The following is a 24,107-nucleotide window of genomic DNA, read 5'->3' on the forward strand; positions in this document are numbered from 1 at the left end:
CTCCCACGATCCGTGCACACACTGCTGGAAATCCTCCGCAAATCTGAAGATCTTCTCCGTGATCGGGGAATCGTCGAAGCACGGCTCGACGCCGAGCACCTCATTGCCGACACCCTCGGATGCAAGCGAATGGAGCTCTACCTCCAATTCGACCGCCCGATGACCGAGGACCTCCTCGCGCAAATCCGCCCCCGTCTCTCCCGTCGCGCCCGCCGCGAGCCCCTCTCTTACATCCTCGGCCATCATCCGTTTCACGACTTGGACCTAACGGTGCGCCCCGGAGCCCTCATCCCCCGCCCGGAGACCGAGGACCTCCTCCAGATCACCACCGATCACATGCGAACCGAGCCGAAGCGCATCCTCGACCTCGGCACCGGCACCGGCGCCATCGCCCTTTGGCTGAAAACCTCATTTCCCGAAGCCACCGTCATCGCCACCGACCGCTCGACCGACGCCCTCTCCCTCGCGAAAGAGAACGGCGAAAAACTCGGTCTCGAAGTTGAGTGGACCGAATCCGATTGGTTCGAAAACGTGACGAGCCCCTTCGACCTCATCGTCTCCAACCCACCCTACCTTACCGAAAAAGAGTGGAAGGATGCCGAACCGGAAGTTCGCGACTTCGAGCCCAAAGAAGCGCTGGTCGCTCCCGACAGCGGTCTGGCCGACCTCAAACGAATCCTTGCCGAAGCCCGACCCTTCCTCGCGGAAGGAGCCCTCCTCGCCCTCGAAACCGGCATTCACCAACGCGACTCCCTCCAAAAGACAGCCGAAGAAGCTGGCTACTCCGAAGCGTGGGGTGAGGACGATCTCAACGAACGCGACCGATTCTTCTTCGCACGGGCCTAGCCCCGCCCTGAGCAACGAGCCAGCTATCGTCGATGGTGGCCTAAACCAGCGCAAGACCTCGATCCACAACGAAGACGATGGCGCAAATGGGAAATACCCCCAAATAAGCAAAAAACTTTCGACCTTTTCCCGCATTGCTCCTTGCCCCGCGGTGCTCCGCATCTAGCCTTCCTCATCAGTGAGCCTTTCCCCGTCCCACAAATCGCCTGAAATGTTGCACGGACTCCCCCGTTGGATCCGTCGGAAACGGGTTTATCGATTCTGGAGAGGATGGTTGGGAACCCTACCCCTTCTTTTTTTTGCCTCAGCCTTGCTTTGCATTATTCTCTGGATCTTTCCTCTGTCGGGTTGGACCACTCTGAGCATCTGGATCTCTCTGATTCTTCTTTCATTCGCATCCGCCCTCATCCCTGCCCTCCGTCCTCTTCCGAGTGCCTCCGTTTTGAGAGATCTGGACCAAGGGCTTCAGACCGAAGACCTTGCGGTGACGGTCGGCGACCCATCTCTCGGCTCGGCATGGCGAGACCTGCTTCTCCGCCGACTCCAGCCTCACCTCGCCTCCCTGCAAATTTCCCGCATCTGGCCGCTAAACTCCTCCGGTCTTCAGAAGATCTGGATCGTAGCCTGCCTTCTCATGGGGGGAAATGTTCTTCTCACCGCCGTCGTCGCCCGCCCCTCCCCGGAAGCAAAGATTCAAGTATCCGAAGCCGCCAATGCAGCTTTGGAGGAGATGTTCGACGATTGGCAGGAAACTGCTCCCGAGATCGAATCGGAGGAATTTGAGGCAATCCTTGCCGAGGTGGAAGAACTCCGGACTGAAATGGACCCCTCCCAGCAGACTCCGAGCGAACGCATGGAGCTACTGAGTAAGATCGAAGCCATCGTAGAACGACATAAGAAGTCTCAATCCGAGTCCTCGATCGCCGAACACGCGGATAACCTCGCAGAGCTCCTCGAGCCTGTCGAAGGGATGAGTGGCGCCGCCGCCGCCTTGCGCCGAGGGGATTTCTCCGACGCGGGTCAATCACTCGAGGAAATGGTTTCGGCCCTGAAGAGCAAAGACAAGCTCCCGCCTGATGCCACCTCGCAAGAATTCCAGAACCAAGCGGCAGAACTCGCCGAGGCCGCTCGCCTTGCCGAGAACCTCGAACTGGCCGAAAATCTCCAAAATCTCTCAGAGGCGGCCCTGAACCAAAATGCGACTCAATGGTGCGAATCCGCCAAGGCACTGGGTCAATGTATGAACAAAGAGGGTGCTCGCGCTCTGGCCGCTCGGCTCATGCAAGCCCAACTCGATCAGCTTGAAGCCCAGAAATTCGCCCTCTCTCAACAAAAGACTCCCCCCTCTTCCAGCTTAGCCGCCCTACTGCCCCAATCGAGCGGCGGCCCTCCAAATCTTCAAGCGGGTGTCGGCAACGGAGGAGCCCCCTTCGGAGACGCCACACAACCGGACGGGCAACTCGAAACCCTTGCCCTCTCGGGCACCATGGGGCAGGGGGATTCCCCCCGGGAAACCGTCCGAAGCTCCGATGCTCCCACCGAGGCGCTCCGCGTCGGCCGCCAAGCCACCTTCGAAGAATACCAAAACCTCTCCACCCAAGCGATTCACGACGAATCCCTCCCCTTGGTCCATCGCGAGACCATCCGTCGCTACTTTGAACGAATTCGTCCAAGCAACTCCGAGAACTAAACGCGGATCTCCCCCTCATCGAACCTATGGATACATCTCCCCAACACCACACCGTCGAAGCCGACGCCCATCTCTTCCGCGAGCGATTTGAGATCCTGCGATCAGAGATCCACAAATTTCTGATTGGTCAGGAAGAGATCGTCGACTTTACTCTCATTGCGATGATAGCGGGTGGGCATGTTCTCTTAGAGGGCGTTCCAGGATTGGGAAAAACTGCTCTCGTTCGCACAATTTCGCAGGCCCTTCACCTCAACTTTCAACGCATCCAGTTCACCCCCGATCTCATGCCCACAGATCTGATCGGCACCAAGATTCTCGTCGAAGAGCAGGGAGGGCATCCTTCCTTTGAATTTTCTCCCGGCCCCATCTTCTGCAATCTCCTCCTCGGCGATGAGATCAACCGGGCCACTCCCAAAACCCAATCGGCACTTCTTGAGGCCATGCAGGAGAAATCCGTAACCATCGCCGGAGAAACCCGCCCTCTCGCCCGCCCTTTTTTCGTTCTCGCCACTCAGAATCCCCTTGAGATGGAAGGGACCTACCCGCTTCCCGAAGCCCAGCTGGATCGCTTTTTCTTCAACCTCAAGGTGCCCTACCCCGGAGAAGATGACTTCACCCGTATTCTCGCCGCAACTACCGAAAAAGAGACCTCCAGCATCGATCAGGTCTTTGGCGCGAAAGAACTCTTGGAAATGGAACGATTCGCTCGATCCATCCCCATCGCCGACGATCTACGGCGGGAGGTCGTTCGTCTGGTAATGTCTACTCATCCGGAGACCGACTACGCCTGCGAAACCGTCCGACAGTATGTTCAATACGGGGCCAGCCCCCGCGCCGGGCAGGCCTGCATCCTCGCCGCAAAAATTCAAGCCCTGCTCAATGAACGCCTTCACGTCTCTCTTGAGGATATCCTGACCGTCGCACCGCCAGTTCTTCGCCACCGAATCATCCTCAACTTCGAAGCCCAGGCGGATGGGAAAACGAGCGACTCGATCATCAGCCAACTCATCGAAGAGCGCCGGACAGCACGCCGAAAACAATCCTAGGACGACAAACACTCCGCACGCCGCCCCACGATTCCCTGATATCTGTCTTCGCGATGCCGATCCACGATGTCGACGATCTGTTTGACGCAGACTTCCGGAAACAACTCGAAGCCTTGCGCCTACTCTCACGACGACTGGTGAACGGGCGCCAGAGAGCTGAGCGCCGCAGCGCGAAACGGGGATCGAGCATTGAATTCGCCGAATACCGTCGGTTCACCGCCGGAGATGATTGGCGTAACATCGACTGGAATGCCTACGCCCGCTGGAAACAACTCGTCCTCAAACTCTTTGTCGAAGAGGAAGATCTTCACGTCCACCTCCTTCTCGACTGCACCCTTTCTATGGACTGGGGCACCCCCGCTAAATTCGACGTCGCGCGCAAGCTCGTCGCCGGTCTGGCCTACCTCGCCCTGGCCAATCTGGATCGGGCAGGCATCGTGCCTCTGGGCAATCCCGAACATCCAGTGTGGCGCCCTTCGCGGGGCCGCGGGAAGTTCCTCGCCCTCCTGCGACATCTCGCTCAATGCGGAGTCAACGGATCTAACGATTCGCTCAGTGAGATCGTCCGCCAATGGACTGACATTCGCCCCCGGAAGGGATTGGCGATCCTCGTATCCGACCTTTGGGGTCGAGATGAAAAAGATGCTTTTCAAGCTCTCGATCTCCTACGCCATGCTCGCCAGGAAGTCGCAGTTCTCCAAATCGTTCATCCGGAAGAACTGACCATCGAAGGCCGCGGCGACTTCGAACTCGTCGACCGGGAGACCGGGCGCAACCGCAAGATCCTCGTCGATCCTGCCATCCGTAAAGCCTTTGTTGAACGAGTAAAAAACTATGAGCGATCTCTAGCCTCCTACTGTCGCCGCCACGGAATTACGTTTCTCCGAAGCGAGTGCACAACCTCTCCCGAGGAAACCCTCAAGGCTGCCCTACTTTCGGGAGGATTCGTCCGATGAGCTTTCTCTGGCCCTACGCTTGGATCTTCTCCGCTCTCGCGATCCCCATCGTACTTTTCTACCTGATTCGTACTCTGCCCAAGCGCCGCCCAGTCAGCACCTTGCTTTTCTGGGATCAGATCCAACCGCAACTGCGATCCTCGCCGCTGTGGCGAAAACTACGGCGACTATTTTCCCTGCTCCTCCAACTCGCCTTTCTCTTCCTCCTCATCCTCCTGCTTGCGCGCCCACTCCTGCCCGGCCAGCAGCGTGAGCCTCAGACGGTGATCTATGTGGTCGACACCAGTGCCTCCATGTCCGCATCTCACGGAGACCGTACGACCCTCCAGAAAACTCAAGATCTCTTGGAGAATCGAATCGCCAATCTGCGCGCGAGTGACGAAGCCTTGATCATCGCGGCGGACCAGACTCCTCAAGTTCTCCAGCGCTGGACCCCTAACCGCAGGCTTCTATTGGAAGGCGTCCGTCAACTTCGTGCGAGCTCCGGAGAAAGCAATTTGGACAAAGCCTTGGATCTCGCCGGCAGCCTTGCGCGTCAGCGGGACGATGCAAGGATCGTGGTTCTCAGTGATGCAGTTCTACCGGAGAGCTCCTCCACGGGAGATCGTCCCCCTTACGAAAGCTTGTCCATCGCACCTCCCGCCTCGCGGAACCGGGGACTCGTCGAGTTCTCCGCCCGCCGCTCCCGGCTAGACCCCGAAATCATCCTCGTCCGGGCTCGAATTGTCCAATCGGCCGGCACCTCCCCCAGTTCGGAGGAGGCTAAGCTTGAGCTGAAAGTAAATGACCGCCTTACCGATGTTCTTCCACTCACGTTCGACGAGGACGAGCCCATTGAGAAGACATGGCGAATTCCGGAAACGAGCATGGCTCGCATCGAAGCCAAAATCGTTGGCCCGGGCCCCGACTCCCTCTTTCTCGATGATTCCGCCTCCGTCGACATTGATCCGGTGGAAACGCTGTCGATCCGTCTCGTCTCGGCACCCAACCCCTTTCTCGAAGCCATCCTCTCCTCTCTTGAGCTAGTCGATGTTGCGAGAATCCGCCCTGACAATGTAACCGAGGATCCCGAAGTAGATCTCTACCTTTTCAACGAGGTCTCTCCACCCACCGACTTTCTACCGCGGGCGATGGTTCTCATCCAACCCTCTGGAGAGGGTGTCTGGGGAGAGAGGCTTCCTGGTGAATCCGAGGAGAGCCTGGTAACCGACTGGCAGGAGGAAAATGACCTACTCCGCCATGTCGACCTCGATCAAGTGGTCTTCCCCCAGTTCAGTCGTTTCTCTCTTCCCCCTTCCGCCGAGGTCCTCGCATCCAGCTTCGATGATCCCGTTCTCTTCGGTGATTGGGACTCCCGGGAGAAATGGCTCGTGACGGCATTCGGACTCGAGCAGTCGGATTTGGTCTATCGAACGGTCTTCCCCATTCTGGTCGGAAATCTCGTGCGCTCCCTTGCACTCTCATCCGACCTCTCGCGGTCCGACCTCCCCGGAGAGACCGAATCCCGACTCCAGCCATTTCCAGAACGCCTGGCCCCGAAAGAAGCCTTGGAAGACAACGCCAAACCTTCCGGATCTTTCTTGTCTTTTCCTCTTCGCAGTTGGCTCATCATCATCGCCGTCTGTTGGCTCATTCTGGAATGGCGACTCTTCCACCGGAGAATCACGGAATGAGTATCTCGATCCTCTACCCATGGGCCTTCGCCCTCCTTCCCCTGGGGTTTTTCTTTTGGCTTTGGCAGCGTCATTCGCTCTCGGACCTCTCCCTTTCCCGACGCCGGATCTCCACCTGCATCCGGTTCACTCTATTCACTCTACTGATTCTCGCCCTAGCGGATCCACGCTTTCTTCTTGAGCAGAATCAAACCCAGGTGGTTTTCGTCGCAGACGCCAGTGACAGCCTCGGCACTGAGGCCCTCGAGAAACTGTCGGATTATCAGGACTTTCCAGGGGAGAATGCCCGCTCGCTCGTTCTCTTCGGGGGCGAAGCCGAAGTTTCCGAAATCCCAGAGGACGGCACACCGCCCCTGCCTGGCCCCATCGATCCTACCCGAAGCCGGATCGCCAATGCACTCCGCTTTGCCGAAGCCACCGTCCCGGCAGGGAAAGCCCCCACCCTCGTCCTCCTCAGCGATGGACAAGAGGATGAGGAGGAGATCGCTGCGGTCGCCAGTGAGCTAGCGGCCCGAGACGTCCGGGTCCACACCGTCCCGATCGAGCCGGCCGACAAACCCGAGATCCTCGTCCGCTCGGTTTCCACGCCACGCGAGGCCAATCCCCAGGAACCCTTTCCGGTCGAGGTCGAGATCGTCAGCAACCGAGCCTCGACAACGATTCTGGAGATTTACCGCAACGGCGCTCTGAGTGCGGAAAAAGAAATCCAGCTCGAACCCGGCAACAACCGATACTCCTTCACCGAACGTGCTGGGGACGAGGGTGTCGTGGCCATCACGGCGGCCGTTCGCCCCAGGGAGGATCAGGACACCTATATCGATAACAATCAGCTCACTTCCCACGTAAGAGCTGGCGAAGAGTCCCGTGTGCTCCTGATCTCCGACAAACCCGAAACACTCCGATACCTATCCAGGGCCCTCCGCCAGGAAGGCTTCCGCCTCGACATCCGCCCCCCGACCGGGATCCCCACGACGATGGCCGAGCTGGAGCCCTTCAGCCTTGTCGTTTTCGACAATGTCCCGGCGACCGATCCTTCAGTCGCTCAGATGTCGCTCATTCATCAATACGTTCGCGATTTCGGAGGAGGATTTCTGATGATTGGTGGAGAAAATTCCTTCGGCCTCGGCGGCTATTTCGACACGCCCATTGATGAGATCCTCCCCATCCAATCCGACTTCGAAAAGGACAAGGAGACCCCTTCCCTAGCCGTAGCCTTGGTCATTGACCGCAGCGGCAGCATGAGCGGCGAAAAGATCGAAATGGTCAAAGCCGCCTCGGAAGCCACAGTATCTCTCCTATCCCCACGCGATTACTCGGGAGTCGTCGCTTTCGATTCTCAGGCATTTTGGGTCAGCGACCTGCAAAGTGCAACCAACGGCCCCTCCATCATCCAAAAGATTCGCCAGCTCACTGCCAGTGGAGGCACCAATATTTCCCCCGGACTCGACTTGGCGCATCGGGCTCTCGCCTCCAATCCAGCAAAACTCAAGCACGTCATCCTCCTCACCGATGGACAATCCCAGCCGGGGCCCTTTTACGAACAGACCAGCCGGATGGCTCGGGAAGGGATCACCGTCAGCACCGTAGCCGTTGGCAATGGTGCCGACCGGGCTCTCCTGGAGCAGATTGCACGGTGGGGGAATGGACGCTTTCACTTCACCGCCGACCCTCGCAAGGTTGTCCAGATCTTCGCCCGGGAAACCGTGACCGCCTCTCGCTCAGCCATCCAGGAACTTCCGTTCCTCCCCGTGCAAACCCGCCCCGCGGAGTTCCTTGATTCCATCGACTTCGACTCAGCCCCCTTTCTCCTCGGTTTCGTCTCCACCCAGCCAAAGGCGACCGCCGACCTCTGGCTCGCTACCGAAACGGGCGAACCTCTCCTCGCCACCTGGCGATTTGGTCTTGGCCGAACCGGCGCATTCACTTCCGACGCTCGCAATCGCTGGGCCATCGATTGGCTGCGATGGCGTTCTTTCGGTCAATTCTGGGCTGGGATCTTTCGTCACCTGGAAAGAGAGAGCGATCTCGGAACCACTCCTGCCCACATTGAGCGAAAAGGGGATCGTCTCACCCTCACGGCCGAGGCCGTCGGGCGCTCTGGAGAGATCCTCCCCAACGCCACCGCTTCACTCCAACTCCGGCTCCCCTCCGGTGAGACCCGAAAAATCGCCCTCAAGACTTCGGCTCCCGGCTCGTTTACCGCCGACTGGCCGGCCGAGGCGGGCACACATGTCGTGCGACTCTCCCTTGAAGAAGAGGGGCAGCCAATCGGAGGACAAACCCTTTTCTACGATGTCGGGTACTCAGGCGAGTATGCGCTGAGGCCGGCCGCACTCGAGGCTCTTGGCCAACTAGCCCAAACCACCGGAGGCTCTCTCGACCCGACCCCCGAACAACTCTCTCTCAATGACCGCGCCGTCCAGGTCGAAACGGAACTCTGGCCCTGCCTCGTCATAGCCGCCCTCCTCCTTTTCCCAATCGACGTCGCCCTCAAACGATTACCAGCCCGCCATTCATGAAGATATTGCCCAATGCTGCCCTCCTCCTCGCTGCCCTCCTGCCTCTGACGGGATACAGCGATTCGACCGAGGCCCCATCATCCATCGTCCGCTACGAACAGGTTCTCATCCGACGCCCTGAAGCCGGGCCCGCTTTTGACCGCGTCGTCGAATACTACCGGACCGGTCCGGGAAGCGAAGCCCTGGAGGAACGGTGGTCGAAGGGTTATGAATCCTCCTCCAGCACTAGAGAGAAAGCGGGATGGGCAACCCTCGCTGGGCTTCTCGCCCAACAGCAGGGTGATACCGAGGAGGCGACTGAGTGGTTCGAAAAGGCACTCGGAGCCAATCCCGATCAGATAAAGACCCGAATTGCCCTCGGAGAGCTTCTCGCCAACTCGGGTCAATTTCCAGAAGCCATTGCCGTCCTTGAGGCAGGCCTCAAACCCGAAGAACTTGCCGATCCGGATCAAGCGGAATTATACCGTCAGCTCGCCCTCACTCAGGAACGAAATTTCCAGATCGAAGAAGCGGTCCAGACCTGGAAGATCCTCGCTGAACAACCCGAGGCCGACACGTTTACGTTGGAGGAAGCTGCCGAAGCCCTGGCCCGGAACCAGGATTTCGATTCAGCCCAGAAGATCTTCCAGCAACTCGCCGAACTCTCGCAAGACGATCCCTACCAGAACATCCGGTTCCAGATTCGACTGGCTCGATTGAAGGAAGCTGATGGTCAATACGAAGAGGCTTTGGAAATATATCGGCAGGCCATGCCCCGGACCAGTGGGACGAGCTGGTTACAAAAGGAACTCCGCAGCCGCATCGAACAGGTCTATCGCAAACGGGAGGATCTTCCAGGACTTGCGGACTACTACGAGAACCGACTCGACACCCGCGGCCCCGATAGTGAAACCGCACTCCTTCTAGCCCAGGTCCTCGACGAACTGGGGCGCGACGAGGAAGGAACCTCATGGGTCCGCAAAGCCGCCGAATGGTCCCCCTCCCGAATCGACCTCAGCCTCCTTCTCGCGAACCGCCTCCTCGAAGAAGGGACTCCCGATCTCGCCATCGAAGTGCTCGCCCCCCTGGCCAAGGCGGATCCCACCAACAAACGTATCGCCGCCAACTTCGGTGAAGCCTACTGGGAACGGTTCGAGGAGGCGGAAAATGAAGAAGACCGCACCCAAGCTCTCGATCAATGGGCCCAACTCGCCCCAGATGATTCCGCAACTGCCAGCGACGTCTTACAACTTGCCGAGATTCTCCGCCGTCATGAATTGGAGGAGGAGACTCTCACCGCCTACGAACGAGCCGCTCAGCTCGATCCGGAGTCCATCGACATCCTCGAGCAATGGGCCGATTGGCTTTTCGTGACTGAGAGGCCCGATGAGGCGTGGGCCGTTCTTTCTACGATCGTCGCGACGGAAGATCAAAAAACCGCCGACCGATACCTTCGCCTAGCCCAACTTCGCAAACGCTATGGCGACCGCCCCGCCTCCCTCGAGGCCATTGAGCAAGGTCTTACTCTCGACCCCGCATCCTTCGACCTCCTCTCTCTCCAATGGTCCGTGCTCGCCGAAGAAGAGCGCTGGGAAGAAGCAGCCGACCTCTACCCCCTCCTCTCCGCCGCCGCCCCCAATGACTTCTTCCGCAGTGCGGTCGAGCAGCGACACATCCAAGCTCTGGCAGCCTCCGAGCAAATGGAATCCACCCTTGGGCGCCTCAAAAGTGAACTCGCGGCCGAGACTCTGGCCGAAAATGACATTGGCCTTCTCCTTCAGATCGCCATCGCCACCCGCGAAATCGAGACCGCTGAGACCGCCATTGATCAGATCCAGCAGCGATTCCCCGAGTCGATCCCTCTTCATGAGAACTCCCTTCGCTATTATCAGGATCAGGGAGAGTACGACGAGGCCATCGCGATTCTCGAGCGAATGATCGCCCTCGAACCAAAGCGAATGGACGAATGGCTCCAACGCTTGGCGAACCTCTACGTTGACGCCCAACAATACGAAGAGGCCACAGCAACGGCTGAAGAACGCGTAGCTCTAAACCCCAGCAAAGTCGAAGCACAACTCTTCCTTGCAGAGATTTACCAGAATGACGGCCGTTTCGAGAAAGCCGTGGCAACCCTGGAAACCGGACTCCGGCTCTCCGATGATCCGACTCCCATCCGCCAGAGACTGATTGATTATCTATCCGCCTATGGCCGCACCGAAGAAGCCTACCAACAAGCGTGGAAGCAGTTCGAGGAGGCCGACTCTCTTGAAGCCCGTCTGGCAACGGTTCCTCAACTATCGAATCTCGCCCTCCAACAAGGAGAAATCGACGAATTGATCCGTAACTTTGAACGCAAACGGGTGTCGGAGGAGGACGGATACCGCTACGCCCTCTTTCTCGCCTCGATCTACGAATCGGCGGGCGATCTGGTCTCTGCCCGAGAAAACCTTATCGAGGCTCTTGCTTCCCGCCCCCAGGACGTCGTCCTCATCCAGCAGATCATGGCGATGGCCAAGAAGGAAAACAATTGGGACGACTATGTCCGCTATTCCGGACAACTCGCTGAAATTGAACCTAGCCCCGATAATATCTTCACCCACCTGCAGGCCCTTCTCATGGCCCAAGAGTCAGAGGAAGCCATCGACTGGATTTCGGCGAATCAGGAAACGTTCCTCCGCAACATCGACTCTCTCCGCACCATGCTCCTCGGGCAAGCCGAGGCGGCAAAAGATCTTCTTCAACTTTTCGGGCGTTCTCTTCGCCAAAAGGACGGCGACGCCGAAGCCCAGCTCGCACTCGGGGAAATGCTCGTCTCGACCGAGAACTTTGTCGAAGCGGAACAAGCATTCTGGCAGATCCTGCAAATGGAGGAGCCGCCACAAAACCCAGGTTCAACAGCGCCTCCCAACACCAGCATCCTCTCCCCCTACCGCTATTCGCAGGGAGCCCTGAACTCCCGGCTCAACTATTCCCAAAGGATCCGCCAACGGGCGACCCAAATGATCCTGACGGGAAAAACCGGCCACTTTTCCCGCCATTTCTACCAGAACCAAACCAAACCAACATTCGATCAGATTCAAGATGCCGCCCTCATCTATCTAGCTGCTCTCGCCGTTCGGGAGAACAGAGCCGATGCGTTCCTTCTCCAACTCGAAGGGATCCTTGATCGCCGGGCCGATCCAATCCGGGAAAAGATGATCGCCTTTGCCCTTCTCGCGGAAAATGAACGCGCTCATGAAGCTGCCCTCACGCTACTCGACGCCGATCGCTTAACCCGCACCTCCCTCATCGAGATTCAGAGCGTCCTCCTCCGCAACTCATTCGCCCGATCCATGCAGGGAGACGCCGAAGCAACAGAAGAAGCTCTAAAAATGACTGACCTTCTCGAAGAACAATGGGAGAAAATCGATCCCCAACAAGCCGATGCCCTCAACACTTTCCGACTGAACCTCCTGAGTCAGGCAGGTCGCATCGAAGACGCCCGGGCCATCGCCGAGGAGATGATCGAAGAGCTGGATCCCACCGATCCTCAGGATTTCCAAAAAGGGTTTTACGCTATGCGCTTTACCGGAAACTACGCGATCGCCGAAGAATGGATCCGCGAATACATGCGCAATCCTCAATTGGGAAACCAATACGGAAACCGCAGTAGCTACATGATCCTCAGCATGGTCTACGCTCCTCTTTTACAGAACCAGACCCCGCAAGGCCTCGACCCCATTAGCCCGGAAGAGAGCATTGAAATGACCTTAAACAACCTCCGTATCTTCTGGTCAGAATCCTCGGGCAAACCGCAGCGGGGATCCAATCAGCCTAACTACGGAAACCAAAGAACTACACCAGTCTCCTTCCCGGCCCAGAACCCTTGGTTAACGAACTTGGAAATCCATTACTTAAACCAATTTTTCCAAACCTCGGCACTTTCCGATAAAGCCACAGCGGCAATGGTCGAAGGGATGAACGAGATCGCCGAGAGTCTTGAGGGCGAAAAGAGGATAAGGCCGTTTCTCACCATCGCTTTCTGGAATCAACTACTCAACCGACCCGAGGTGACCGCCACGATCACGACCCGCCTGGCCCAAGAGTTTCACCAGCATCCAGAACTCCGCCTGCTGGCGGCCCAAACTCTCCTCGCGACCGAGCAATACGAAGCCGCTCTCGAACAAATTCAGAAAGCCCGACTCACCACATTTGCCGACCGCCAGCTGCGGACAATGATCGAACTGAAAGCCCTCGTTGGCCTTGATCGGAAAGAGGAAGCCGAAGCCATTGCCCGCGAATTCATGACCCGGAGCCCAAACTCCCGGACGGACTACCAGTTGCGAAACTTCCTGCAGAATCTGGGCTTCGATCAATCCGTTTATCAACCCACACCCACTCTGAACACGGCAAGGTCCGTTACCGCGTCCCTCCGTTCCGGAGATTGGAATCAGATCAACGCGGTCCTCGAAAGGATGCGAAAACTTGATCAAGAAGGCGAAAAGGAGGAAGCCCAGCAGATCGCCGAGATGATTCTCTCCAACGACCCAAGCCAGAGCAACCGCGACAACGAATTCTACCTTCGTGACCGGGCACTCGATATCTACCTCAAAGACGAAAACGGCCACCCTCTCGAAAACAGCCTGAAAGAACAGCTTGAGGCCGCACCCAACTCGGCATTCCTTCACTATCGTCTCGCCGAGCTCGCTCTCAAAGCTAAGTCGAGGAACAAGTCCTTTTCTCCCTTCGAACCACACGTGGAGAAAATCCTCGAACTCCGCGCTGGGGACACTCAACTCCTCCTCCTGCTGGCCAACCTTCTTTCGCAAGCGAACGAATACGAGACCGCCACCGATTTATACGGTCAAGTTCTCCAGAGTTCTCCCGAAGAGGCCGTCAGCAATTCCCACAATCTCGTTCGCGCCTATGTTGAAGCCGACCGTGTGGCCGAGCTGATTGAGATTTCCAGCGACGCTGATTTCATCCGTAAGATCACCACCGCAAACTCGTGGGGGCTCTCCAATTTCCTTCAGCAGATCGCCAATCAACTGGAGAGGGATGACCGCCTACTGGAGGCCCTGGAAGTACGAAAGAGCGGGCTTCAGCACATCGACTGGAATAATCGCATCAACCAGATTGATCCGATCCTCGACCTCCAAATTGAACTTGGTCGAATCGAAGAGGCTCGGGAAACACTGTGGAATTCGATCTTCGCGGAGGAAAAGCTCACTGAGGGTTCAGATCCGCGCTTCGGGTTCGATTCCAGCAACTCGAATCGAGGGGCCCTCTTCAACAACATGCACTTCTGGAATTCCAACTTTACCATTCAAGGAGTGAAACTCATGGACCGGGTCAACCAGCTAGAACTCAATGATCGAGTCCTTACCTGGCTCGATGAAGAAGAACCGTCATGGATCAACCCGTCGGACCAGTATCTTATCCAGACCCTGGTGCGATTAAACCAACGGGATCCCTCTCTCCTTCAAGAACTCGAATCCGGAGAAATGCTCAGGGAATTACAATCCGGAATGCTGCACTACCGAGTAGCGATTTTATTTACCTTGGCGGAAAGACTGGCAAGCTGGGAAGACGCTCAATCGGTCGCCTTCGAGCTTTATGAGGACACGATCACTTCCCCATCTGGCGGGTATGGAAATTCTTACGAACAGCAAATCTTGATCCGATCCTCGATCGCACTCACCGAGTTGGCCGTTTCCGAGGAAGAGATCGAGAAGGCGAATCAGATCCTTAAAAGAACACTCGACAACACGTATCGATCCCTTCTCGACTCGAGCAATAATCAGAGCTCTCAAGAGACAGTCTTGGAGCTGATGACTGTAGCCATCCAGCAGGAAAGTCTCGACGACGAGGAAATTGAGAAATGGCTGAAGCAGATCCGCGCCCAATCGAATTGGGGCAACAATGCCGAAACCACCGCCCGCTATCTCGAGGTCCTCGCCAACAACAACCTCTCAACTCCTCTCTACCCCGCCATCCTCAACGAGGAATCCCTACAGGTTCGGATTCTGGCACCGGAAGAGATAAAATCGAACGGTCACTCAGCCCCGCTGACATTCGGCGATTCTTTTTTCACCTTGGAAAACGACCCGATTCTCTACGCGACTTCGAGCCCTCGGCAAGATCCCGTCGCTCTCTCTGACGACGTCCTGTTGGCAGAAGCCCTTGGAACAGCCCTCCCAGACGGTTTCGGCTATCTCTATCTCGGTCGAAACGGAGAACGCGCCGAAGACGCCCCCCGAGACCTCTGGTCCCTGATCTCCCTTCGTCCTAATCTGCTTACCCATCCCAATCCGGCGAACGCCCCTCTCCTCCCCGAAGAAGGCAACAAACGCCAGGGATGGGAGGAACTCCCTTCTAAACCCATCGAATCTTTCGCACTCTCGAAAGATGCTCCCATTCAGATCGGGAATCGGGTGATCTCTCCGGAGAACCACGAACGCCAGACCTTCATCTCCGAGAAGATTCCCGTGCAGAAAGACCACGACTACGTTTTCTCCGGCTGGGTGGGTGGTTTGGACTCCATGGATCAAGAAGGGTATACAAGATTTTCGCTGAACTTTTTCGACGAGAACGAAAAGTCAGTTCGATCCACGAGTACTTCTGCCCACATTCCCTTTGACAATCTTTGGTCTCCGGTCTCCGAGCTTGTCACCGCAAAAAGCTCCTCCCGACAAGGCCGAAGCAGCTATCCGGAGAATGCTCGCACCGTTCAGCTGAAAATCGAGACGGATCCGGGCGTCATTTTCGGGGGACTGCATCTCTCGGCGATTCCTCCGCCTCCCGAGGGAGCGCATTTTGACATCAACCAAATGATGCGCGAAGCCACCGAAGCCGCGAAAGAGGGAGATCCCGCAAAAGCCAGTGAGCTCTTTCTCGCTTCGCTCCAGGAGAATCCCCGTCAGACCATCACCCGCTGGCCCAACAATCAGGAGTACTGGACCGAGGCCCTACGGGACAGCGGCCAACTGGAAGCAATCTTCGCCTTCCTCGCCCGCCCCGAAATCCACGGCGACTCCTTCCGCTATTACCAGCAAACAATCCGATCCCAAAGCGACCTCAATGAGGTGACCGAGTTCGCCATCCAATCGCGAGAGGTTCCCTCGGCCGATTCTCTCCTCGAGATCGTTTTCCGCGGTGACACTTGCCTCCCAAAAAAGCAGCTCAACGCACTTCTCCTTGAGGCACGAACCACTGGCTGGGATCCAACGACACCAGACGAGAATCTAAAACTCGCACACAAGGTCCTCGGTCTCATTCCCAAAGAGGATGAAGCAAACCGGCCCTCTCCGAAAGCATGGGACGCGGCTCTTTTGAATTTGGAAGAGCTGGAGTTGCTCCCCGCCCTCCTTGATCAGCTACAGGGACCGGAGCCTCCACTCCCCAGCGATTCCGTCGATTCGCAACTCGTTCAAGCCTGGATTCTCGCCGGCCAAAACCCCGATAGCGCCAGTATGATCCTCGTCGGTCTGGCGGAGAGAAGTCGACCTCTGTCAGAGAATCAACAGGAGATGGCCGCCCTCGTCCTCGGCCGCATTGCCTCCCGGGAAGACGGCTTGGCTCCAGCTCGAAAGGCCCTCCAAAGCCTCTCCGAATCCGCCGTCGAGGGAGAATCCGATCAAGCCCGGTTTCGCCTCGAGGCCTTGCAACAATTTGTCAAAGCCCAAGTCAATCCATCTCCGGAGCTCCTCGCCTCCGTGAATGAAGCTGAGCTCGAGTGGGTATTCCTAGAACCGCAGAAAAATAATTCCCGGATACGGGATCTATTAAAGGAGGCTCTCATCGAGCAGAATTTCATCCTCGCTCAGGAGATTTTCAATGCCAGTGCCGAGACGAAAAACCATTTGGATACGACTCTTCAATACCAATACGTTTTCCCTCGATTGACCCAACCAGATCCACAAGATCTCTGGCCGGTAGCCCTAGCCGGATCTCTCGATAATGAAAAGATGAGGACTGTCCAAATCCGTTTTCATCCGAACAATCAGTACGATTCGAATGAGCTGACCGACAACAGCCCACGACTGACCCGTCGCTCACTCGTGAATACCGTTCCTGGGTTAGAACGACTGGAGATTCGCTTTGGAACCTTTCCTTCGGAGATGGAAACCCTCGCCGTGTTGACAGGAATCGAAGCCTCCCAGGAAGTCACAATCGAGTTTCCAAAGGTAAACGGATTCCTCCGGGCAGTCGCCCAGATTGATGGCGCGGAAGTGGCCGGACCGATCACCCCTATCTTCTCTGGAGCCACCAGAATCTGGGATCCCGAAAACCAATCCTCGCCCACCGAGGCATCCTCGTTCTCTGCCCTTCTCCCCGAAGCGGATCAGTTCATCTCTACCAGCAAAAGAAAAAATTTCGCCCCCGATCTGTCCGAAATCGACCTGAAAGAGGAAGACATCCTTCTCTTTAGCTGGGGTACGTCCGAAGATGGCGACCGCTCGATTCGCGTTTACCCGAGGCATCCGTCCTACGATTACAATGTTTCGAATTGGACCCTCGCCCGTCCGGGAGAGTTCATCTTGTTCTCTGCACTGGTTCCTGGATTTTCCGGGCGCGACGAACTATCTCCCTTGAACAAGCTCGATCTTCGACTTATCGAAAAAACCCAATTGAGTCCGATTCAATTCGTACAAATTGATCGGGACCAATCCGAATACCTTTCCTGGCTCCAGAAGGTTCGAGAAGCCGCCGTTCAAATCGATTCGGAGGATAAACTTGGCCCGACCGAACTGTTGACTCTGGCCAGCAGGGATCCCTACGCCTCTGCCGCCTACCTTCTTCCGGAACTCGTCGAGGATCTAGTAGCTGCTGGAGACTCCACCATCGCGATCGAGTATCTACAATCCATCAATCCGCAGAACGCTTCACCCTTCCACCAAAATCAGAACTATTCCTACGATCTTCGCAACGAACTCAACCATGTGCTGGGAGACCAAGAACTCCCCGATGAAGTGCGTTGGGCAGCAGCCCTGACCCTTTACCAGATTCCCCATCTGGAAGCATTGGATCGCATCAAGTATCTCTACGATGCCGCAGACACCCATCCCGAATATCGCCAGTTCGCCCGCGAGCAAATGATGTCTTGGATCAGAGGTGATGATCTCCCCGAGGAACTCGCCAACTACCGCTTTCGACGAGAGATTGGACAATACAACACGTCCAAGGGAATCCCCTATAGCAAATTCAACCGCTTGATGAAAAAGGACTACGACGAGGAGGTCGACACACTCGTCCGCGAGAGAATCGCAGAATCGGAATACGATCTCGAGCGCTTCCCCGGAAAAGCCTTTGTTCTCGAGACCCTACTCGCCGATCCGGAGGACATGGAGGAACTCTCAAGTCTCCTCCGAAAATCCTTGGCGAGTCGTAACCACTCCTACTCCAAGGGCCTGACCACGGTCGTCGGAATCGAGAACCTTGAGGCCCGCAATTTCTCGCAGGAGGATCGGGAAGCACTGCTTTTGGAAGCCAATCAGATCCTCCGAGAGGAAGATCCCATGGACAACGCCTACGATCCACCGAGAGGGCTCATCCTCGTCACAGGAGCGATTCTCCGTAACAATCCCCAGCCTCCGGTCGAGCCAATGATTAAAACCGCCCAGTGGATCACGGAGACAACCCGAAACCCAAAAGCATCCGTCTATTTTCTCTGCTCGGAGAACACCTACAGCCTCATTGACTTTCTTGAGCTATCCGGCCAATCCGAAGTCCGAGAAGACCTGATAACCTCGATTCGCAAAAAAGCCCAAGGCAGTCGCCAAGGAAAAGAATTCGACAAACGCTATCCGAAACCTGCTGCCGAAGAAAATGGAGATTCCGACTCGTCCAATCCCTCCTGACGCACCACTGGCTTGGCCATTCCCAAGCGCGCCGTGAAACTCCACACCAAAGAAACGGTGAAAGAGGCGGGCGATCAGGAGGTCGTGACCACCACCTCTCAATTCGACGATGAGGCCAAAGAACTTTGCGCCACCGGCGTCGATTCCGCCTTCCACCTCTACAACGAAATCGGAGCCGACTTCGCCCGTCACGTCTCCACCGTTCTGAGCCAACAGCGCCCGGACCTCCACGAGGAGTTCCGGGCACGACCGAAGAAGGGATAACACCACTGGCGATCATCGGCCTCACGCCCGACGCGGCAAAATTCGACTACGAAGTTCCAAGCGCTACAGAAAAGCACCATCCACAGTGGTTGGGTTGGCTTCGCCGCCCAACGAGAATCGGCAAAACAAAGAGGAGAAGACCCGCAACTCTCAAGCGCCACGATCACGGAATCACAATAGCCATGATTCTCATCAAGGAAAGTGATCTTCTACCCCAGATGAACGGGTATGCGGTCAGTGGTTAAATCAATTTCTCCGTCCCGCCCAAATCCGCAGGGCGGCGGAGCCAACCCTGCCACGGAAAAACGAGCGCCTCCTCTAACGGGGCGGAATGAATTCCGCGCTCCATCAATCGCCAGTTGTTAGAACACAAAAGGAATCACTCCCCTTGGACCGCGGACTCTAGTCTGCCCCGCGTTCTCCACTGGCAACTCAACACTCGCTAAGAGTCACCGCTTGTCTTTTTGACTCAGTCCAGATCCCGAAGAATCTCGCGCGGACTCGAACCGTTTTCCGGGCCGACGTAGCCTTCGTCCTCGAGGATTTCCATGATCCGAGCAGCCCGGTTGTAGCCGATGCGAAGACGACGCTGGAGCATGGAAGTCGAGGCCCGCTTGCTCGAACGAAGAACATCCAGGGCCTGAGGCACCAACTCGTCCTCGTAATCTCCCTCGGCGCCTCCTCCGCCTTCCTCGTCGCCCGCATCGATCTGAGCCTGGACTTGTTCGAGGAAGTTCGGCGGGCCGTTGACTTTGAGGTATTCGACGACGCCGTTGATTTCTTCGTCGGAAACGAAAGCCCCCTGCGCACGGACCAGCGTATGAGCACCCGGCGGGATAAAGAGCATATCCCCTTTTCCGATAAGGGAGTCAGCTCCGCCTTCGTCGAGAATGGTGCGACTGTCGATTTTGGAAGCGACCTTAAAGGCGATCCGGCTCGGCAAGTTGGCTTTAATCACCCCGGTAATGACGTTTACCGAGGGACGCTGGGTGGCGAGGATCAGGTGAATTCCCGCCGCACGAGCGAGCTGGGCGAGTCGGGCGATTCCGGTTTCGATGTCGGCCGGAGCCACCATCATAAGGTCGGCGAGCTCGTCCACGATGCAGACGATGTAGGGAATCTTCTCGGTCGGCATTTCGAAGCCATCGTCCTCTTCCTCGGACCGGGCCTCGAGCAGAGCGTTCCGCTCTTCGGCCGACATTTCGGCCTCCATCTCCTCGGCGCGCTTTTTCTCCTCCTTGTTCTTGGCGATCTTGCTGTTGAATCCGGCGATATTGCGGACGTTGGCCCGGGCAAAAACTTGGTAGCGCCGCTCCATTTCGGAGATCAACCACTTGAGAGCCCCCGGCACCTTCTTCGGATCGGTCACGACCGGAATCAGCATGTGGGGCAAAGAGTTGTAGATCTGCATTTCCACGATCTTCGGGTCGATCATGATGAAACGCAGGTCCTCCGGGCTGGAGTGGTAGAGCAGCGAGGCGATGACGCTGTTGATACAGACCGTTTTCCCGGAGCCAGTGGAACCAGCGATGAGCAGGTGCGGCATCTTCGTCAGGTCTGCCACCAACGGTTTTCCGCTCACTTCCTTCCCGAGAACGACGGGAATCTCGGCATCCGCGTCGCCCCAGGATCGGGATTCGATGATTTCGCGAATACAGACGGCCGACGGATTGCGGTTCGGCACCTCGACCCCCACGCAGCCCTTCCCGGGCACCGGGGCGAGAATACGCACCGACTGCGCTTTGAGGCTCATACCCAAATTCTTGGCCAAGTTAGCGATCTTCTCCACCCGGACCCCCGGAGCGGGATAAACTTCGTAGCGAGTGATGACCGGTCCGGTGTGAACCTCCCCGAGCTCCACCTTGACCCCGAACTCGGCCAGAGTCGTTTTGAGGGCCATGGCCGTCTCCTCGTGATTCTCCACGTGGCGTTCTTGCGGCGGAGTCGGCTCCTGCAGGAGGTCCAGGGAGGGAAACTGGTAATTGCCTTTGCGGGCCGGAAAGAGGTTCTCCGCTTTCTCGATTTTCTCCCCAGCAACGATCTTCAGGCCGCTGTCCTTCGGCTCCGGTTCTTTGGGCTCGGGAGCTTTCGCAGGTTTCGGCTGGGGCGCGGGCTCCGGCTCGGGCTCAGGTTCCGGTTCCGTCGGTGGAGTCGCTCGGCGGGCTGGCGCGGCCGGTTCAGGACGACTCTGCGAGCGAGACCGACGGCGGGCCGGAATGCTCCCCGAAAGCAAGCTGCTGTCGACCGCGGCGACCGATTCAGACTCGGGCTCGGGATCTTCTTTCGCGCGGGTGGCCAATCGCTCTTCGCGCGCCGCCGCTTCGGCTTCACGCTTTTGCCGACGTTCCGCCTCGCGCTCTTCCCGCTTCTGGGCTTTCTCCTGGCGGATCTGGTCCTTTTCTTTCTTCCGGTCCAGCTTCGCCTGACGTTTCTCCTCCTTCAGCGCGATCTTCTGCGCGCGCTCTTCCCTCTTCTGCGTCCGAGCCTTCTTGCGCTCGGCCGCCGTAGGCTGCCGGTCGGCCCGGCGCTCAGACCAACGCTGGAAGGCCCGCTCAAACAGATTCCGGGAGGGATCGCTGAACAACGCCCCCAGTCCGAGCAGAAAAAAGAGCAAAAGGAGGAAAAAACTGCCAAATTGACCGAGCGTTTCGAAAAGAAATGCCTCATTCAGCCAATACCCGGCCAGTCCTCCGGTGCCGCGGGGAAAGAAATTTTCCGGAAAAATCGATTCCAGATTCGGCCACCACGCAAGCTGCAGTCCGTTCGCGAGCCCCGCCGAGGCGAGGGTTGCCAGCACCAATACCACCAGGCGTGGCCCGGTGACGAGGTGGGCGCGCTTCACCAAATTCAAAACGCCAATCCAAATCACCGAGAAAAGTAGAAAGACCGAGCCTAGACCCAGCCCGGAGAGCAGCAAAAACGCGGAGTCCCGGCCAAACTGACCAACGAGGTTCGGATCCGACGAGGTCTCCGTCGAGGTCGCAAAAGCCCGGATAATGCCCTCCTGAGTCGGATCATAATCGACCAATGCGACCGCGAAAAGCAGGCCAATCGTGATCAGGATTCCCCCCTTCAACGGACGGATCGGTGAAGTGCGAGGAGTGAAGGTCGCTTGAACCTTTTTATTCTTCTTTTGACGAGAGGGAGACATTCAGCTGGATTCAAACCGACTTTTGTAGCGCAATGGCAATCATGAATCCAGTTCTCTTTCAACCGATCTATAAAGAACGTGTCTGGGGCGGCCGCTCCCTTGAAGATTCTTTGGGGCGCGAACTCCCCGGTGGGAAGGTCATCGGCGAAAGCTGGGACCTCGTCGATCGTCCCGACGACGCATCCCTGATCTGCGGCTCCGAAGACGAACGTCAGACGATCCGGAGTCTCATCGAATCCGATCCGGAGGGAATCATGGGCAAGGGCTGGAAAGCCGAAGACCGCTTCCCGATCCTCGTCAAGTGGCTCGATTGCCAGCAGCGCCTCAGCCTCCAGGTTCACCCACCCGCCTCCATCGCCCCCTCGCTCGGAGGGGAACCCAAGACCGAGAACTGGTTCGTGGCCGACACCCAGGCGGACGCCGGTCTCATCGTCGGCCTCAAGGATGGGGTCACCCGCGATGAGTTCGAAGCCGCACTGAAGGAAGAAACTCTGGAAGACCTGGTCCACCGCTTTCCGGTCGAACCCGGCCAATCCATCCTCGTCGAGAGCGGACGCCTCCACGCTATCGACGCCGGGAACCTGATTCTGGAGATCCAGCAAAATTCCGACACCACCTACCGCGTCTTCGACTGGGGGCGCAAGGGACTCGACGGCAACCCACGCCAGCTCCACGTCGACGAGTCGATGAAGAGCATCGATTTTAACGATTTCGAGCCCTCTGCCCTTCCGTCCTTTGATGAGGTTGGGGAGACCGTCCTCGCTGATTGCGCCGAGTTCCGGATCCGTCGGGTTAATCTTGAAGCAGGAACCAAGCTCTCCACCGGAGCCCCCGGTGCCCCCATCCTCCTCCACGTCGTCTCAGGCAAGCTCTCGGATTCCCCTTCCGGGATCGGGATGAAAAAGGGCGACACCGTCCTCCTTCCGGCCAGCCGCGAGTGCGCGATCCAAGCCACCGAAAGCTGCACGGTCCTCCTCACCGATCGATTCACTCCTGCGGGCTAATCGCCCCGGGCAGTTGACCGGATGAAGTCGGCCCCCTCCCAGACCGCTCTCGGAACCGGGGCGCTTCTTCTTGTCACCCTCATCTGGGCTTTCTCCTTCGGCATCATCGGGAAGGCGCTTGCCGGGCTGGATCCGCTCTTCATCGGGACGGTTCGCCTCGTCGTCGCCGGGGTCTGCTTCGCGCCCTTCCTCCGGATCGGCCAACGCTCTTGGGCACAAAAGTTCGAGCTCGCCGCCATTGGAGCCCTCCAGTTTGGCGTCATGTACGTCAGCTACCTCTCGGCTTTTCGTTTTCTGGAGGCGTGGCAGGTCGCGCTTTTCAGTGTGCTCACACCCCTATGGGTCACCGTTCTCGACGCCGCCCTCCGCCGTCAGTTCAAGCTCCGCTTTTTCGCCGCGGCTTTCCTTTCCGTGGTCGGAGCCGTTTTCATCGAAGCTCAGGGAGTGCCGCAGGGAGAATTCCTCACCGGATTCCTCCTAATGCAGCTCTCAAATCTCGCCTTCGCCGGCGGGCAGGTTTGGTTTCGACAGTGGAAATTCCGCAATCCCGAGACCCGCGAAAAGGATGTCTTTGCCCTCCTCTATGTCGGCGGACTCGCCTTCACCGTCCTCATGGCCCTGATTTTCGCCTCCTACACTCCATTTCCGCAGCCGACGCTCGCCCAATGGGCCGTCCTCCTCTACCTCGGCGTCGTCGCTTCCGGAATCGGCTTCTTCCTCTGGAATTTCGGGGCCAGCCGCGTCTCGGCCGGATTCCTTGCCGCCTCCAACAACCTTGTCGTCCCCTTCGGAGTCTTGATCGCCATCGTCCTCAACAAGAGCGAACCCAACTGGGCCACCCTCGCCCTCGGATCCATCCTCATCGTCTGCGGCCTCCTTATCGGCCGGAAACGACGAAGCACCCAAGCGGCCTAAGGATCGACACAATGGACCGCGAAATTCATTCCGCCCCCCATGCCTCTCAGCAAATCCTCCTAGTACTTTTTCCTCCCTCGATCATTTCCTGAGAAACGGCTGCCAAACTAGGTCACCTTTCATACGACGCCGTTCCGTCGGGGCGGACTGAAGTCCGCGCTCCAACCAACGCGACCTCGTGCCTCCATGAACCTCAGGATTCACTCCATCCAGCCCGAGAAACGA

11 protein-coding genes are annotated in these 24,107 nt (G+C 57.5%); 10 read left to right on the plus strand and 1 reads right to left on the minus strand.

What is annotated here, in order from left to right:
- The first annotated feature begins 12 nt into the window (after positions 1–12).
- The 8 genes from prmC to H5P30_RS13720 all read left to right on the plus strand — a co-directional run bounded on the left by prmC (position 13) and on the right by H5P30_RS13720 (position 18,812).
- A complete protein-coding gene (gene prmC / locus H5P30_RS13685; RefSeq protein ID WP_185693496.1) occupies positions 13–846 on the plus strand; it encodes a peptide chain release factor N(5)-glutamine methyltransferase in 834 nt (277 codons plus the stop codon).
- A 211-nt stretch (positions 847–1,057) separates the two neighbouring features.
- Positions 1,058–2,536, plus strand: a complete 1,479-nt coding sequence (locus H5P30_RS13690; protein WP_185693497.1) for a hypothetical protein — start codon at positions 1,058–1,060, stop codon at positions 2,534–2,536.
- A 26-nt stretch (positions 2,537–2,562) separates the two neighbouring features.
- Positions 2,563–3,582 (plus strand): AAA family ATPase, encoded by a 1,020-nt coding sequence (locus tag H5P30_RS13695; RefSeq protein WP_185693498.1) that lies wholly within the window; start codon positions 2,563–2,565, stop codon positions 3,580–3,582.
- Positions 3,583–3,635: 53 nt separating this feature from the next.
- The gene (locus tag H5P30_RS13700) at positions 3,636–4,538 is read left to right on the plus strand and encodes a DUF58 domain-containing protein (RefSeq protein ID WP_185693499.1); all 903 of its coding nucleotides are present in this window, start codon (positions 3,636–3,638) and stop codon (positions 4,536–4,538) included.
- Complete coding sequence (locus H5P30_RS13705; RefSeq protein ID WP_185693500.1) at positions 4,535–6,211, plus strand: vWA domain-containing protein; 1,677 nt, start codon at positions 4,535–4,537, stop codon at positions 6,209–6,211. Before H5P30_RS13700 ends, H5P30_RS13705 begins: the two co-directional genes overlap by 4 nt.
- A complete protein-coding gene (locus H5P30_RS13710) occupies positions 6,208–8,730 on the plus strand; it encodes a VWA domain-containing protein (protein ID WP_185693501.1) in 2,523 nt (840 codons plus the stop codon). The genes H5P30_RS13705 and H5P30_RS13710 overlap by 4 nt, the downstream gene beginning before the upstream one ends.
- A complete protein-coding gene (locus H5P30_RS13715; RefSeq protein WP_185693502.1) occupies positions 8,727–18,548 on the plus strand; it encodes a tetratricopeptide repeat protein in 9,822 nt (3,273 codons plus the stop codon). Before H5P30_RS13710 ends, H5P30_RS13715 begins: the two co-directional genes overlap by 4 nt.
- A 33-nt stretch (positions 18,549–18,581) precedes the next feature.
- Entirely contained in the window at positions 18,582–18,812 is a 231-nt protein-coding gene (locus H5P30_RS13720) for a hypothetical protein (protein ID WP_185693503.1), read from the plus strand.
- Positions 18,813–19,281: 469 nt separating this feature from the next.
- On the opposite strand, the gene H5P30_RS13725 is transcribed toward H5P30_RS13720, so the two are convergent.
- Complete coding sequence (locus tag H5P30_RS13725; protein ID WP_185693504.1) at positions 19,282–21,963, minus strand: DNA translocase FtsK; 2,682 nt, start codon at positions 21,961–21,963, stop codon at positions 19,282–19,284.
- Between the two features lie 41 nt (positions 21,964–22,004).
- Between H5P30_RS13725 and H5P30_RS13730 the strand changes: the two genes are divergently transcribed.
- Both H5P30_RS13730 and H5P30_RS13735 read left to right on the plus strand, forming a co-directional pair.
- On the plus strand, positions 22,005–22,967 hold the full coding sequence (locus H5P30_RS13730; protein ID WP_185693505.1) for a type I phosphomannose isomerase catalytic subunit: 963 nt from the start codon (positions 22,005–22,007) through the stop codon (positions 22,965–22,967).
- A 21-nt stretch (positions 22,968–22,988) separates the two neighbouring features.
- On the plus strand, positions 22,989–23,882 hold the full coding sequence (locus H5P30_RS13735) for a DMT family transporter (RefSeq protein WP_185693506.1): 894 nt from the start codon (positions 22,989–22,991) through the stop codon (positions 23,880–23,882).
- The last annotated feature ends 225 nt before the right edge of the window (positions 23,883–24,107 follow it).

Source organism: Puniceicoccus vermicola, from assembly GCF_014230055.1.
Lineage (GTDB): Bacteria > Verrucomicrobiota > Verrucomicrobiia > Opitutales > Puniceicoccaceae > Puniceicoccus > Puniceicoccus vermicola.